Source organism: Candidatus Infernicultor aquiphilus, assembly GCF_002784285.1.
GTDB lineage: Bacteria > Atribacterota > Phoenicimicrobiia > Phoenicimicrobiales > Phoenicimicrobiaceae > Infernicultor > Infernicultor aquiphilus.
On the sequence record NZ_PFKO01000165.1, the window covers coordinates 1 to 1058 of the forward strand.

Sequence of the window (1058 nt, forward strand, 5' to 3'; positions counted from 1 at the left end):
TGCTTTTTCAGGTGTTTGTATATCGACTTTTATAATGGCATTAAATATTGCAAGTTTAGGATACTTTACATGGGATTGGTTTGGCTTTTCAATGCGTACATATGAAGTTTACGATCCAATTAAAAAGAGCAATATTTTTCCATTTCTTTTGAAGATGGAAGGAAGAAAAGAATATTTTGAAGGAAGTATCAAAGAAATTTCAGAAAATGAAATTCGAAATACTCTAAAATATTATGGAGTTTTAGCAAAAGAAAAAAACAATATCTACAATTAGAGAAGAATATATTAAAGGTATATTGCACCTAAGCCTTACGTTTTTTAATATAGATTTTTATAAAGAAGCTTTTTATAATTTTTATTGGTGCTTTGAGAATATCGTAACTAATAAGGTTCTTCAAGTTGAGAAACTAGATAAAGAAGTTAAAGATATTGAAAAAGAAATAAATAAAGTAGGTCTTAAAAATATTTTTACTAAACAATTTATTAAATCCTCCTATTTAATACGTTCAAACCAAGTGATGCATGCTCAGAAAAAACAAGTAAACATAACATTAGATGATGTATATGCGATAAAAACATGTTTAAGGGATTTTTCTCGTTCCTTAAAAGATCATTTTTATGGATCTACCATTATATTTCACCAAGACATATTGAAAGATGTTTAAAAGAATGTAATTTTAGATATAATATCAAAAAAGGTATAGAAGAAAATAGATTTAATTTACTTTTAGGCAATTGTTATGGTAGAATTACTTATAAAGAACTTATCAGTTAAAAAATAAGGAAGTGATTTGGATGATACCATATAGAGAAGAAAAGCGTGAAAATGCTATGTGTTATTTTGCTACCGAGCATTGCAATAAAACAGGAAGATATTTATCACAAACAATATTGTTTAAATATTTAGCTTATTTAGATTTTTTAAGTTTAAAAGATATTGGTAAACCAGCTCTTGAATTTGAATATAAAGCTATGGTAAACGGACCCGTACCACATGAATTATATAATGAGAGGAGAAATTATAAATCAAGATTGGTAGAATTTATTTCAAGAGGCAA

Annotated in this window: 4 protein-coding genes; all 4 read left to right on the forward strand. The window is 26.2% G+C overall.

Annotation, left to right across the window (positions count from 1 at the left end):
- A partial coding sequence (locus tag COZ07_RS04545) for a hypothetical protein (protein ID WP_406607401.1) occupies positions 1-274 on the forward strand: 274 nt, incomplete at its 5' end.
- 22 nt (positions 275-296) lie between these two features.
- Positions 297-665 carry a hypothetical protein gene (locus COZ07_RS04550; RefSeq protein ID WP_406607404.1) on the forward strand — a complete coding sequence of 123 codons (369 nt, stop codon included), beginning with the start codon at positions 297-299 and terminating at the stop codon, positions 663-665.
- Entirely contained in the window at positions 578-775 is a 198-nt protein-coding gene (locus COZ07_RS04555) for a hypothetical protein (protein ID WP_406607402.1), read from the forward strand. Before COZ07_RS04550 ends, COZ07_RS04555 begins: the two co-directional genes overlap by 88 nt.
- A 20-nt stretch (positions 776-795) precedes the next feature.
- Positions 796-1058: type II toxin-antitoxin system antitoxin SocA domain-containing protein (locus tag COZ07_RS04560; protein WP_406607403.1), on the forward strand; the 263-nt coding region annotated here is incomplete at its 3' end.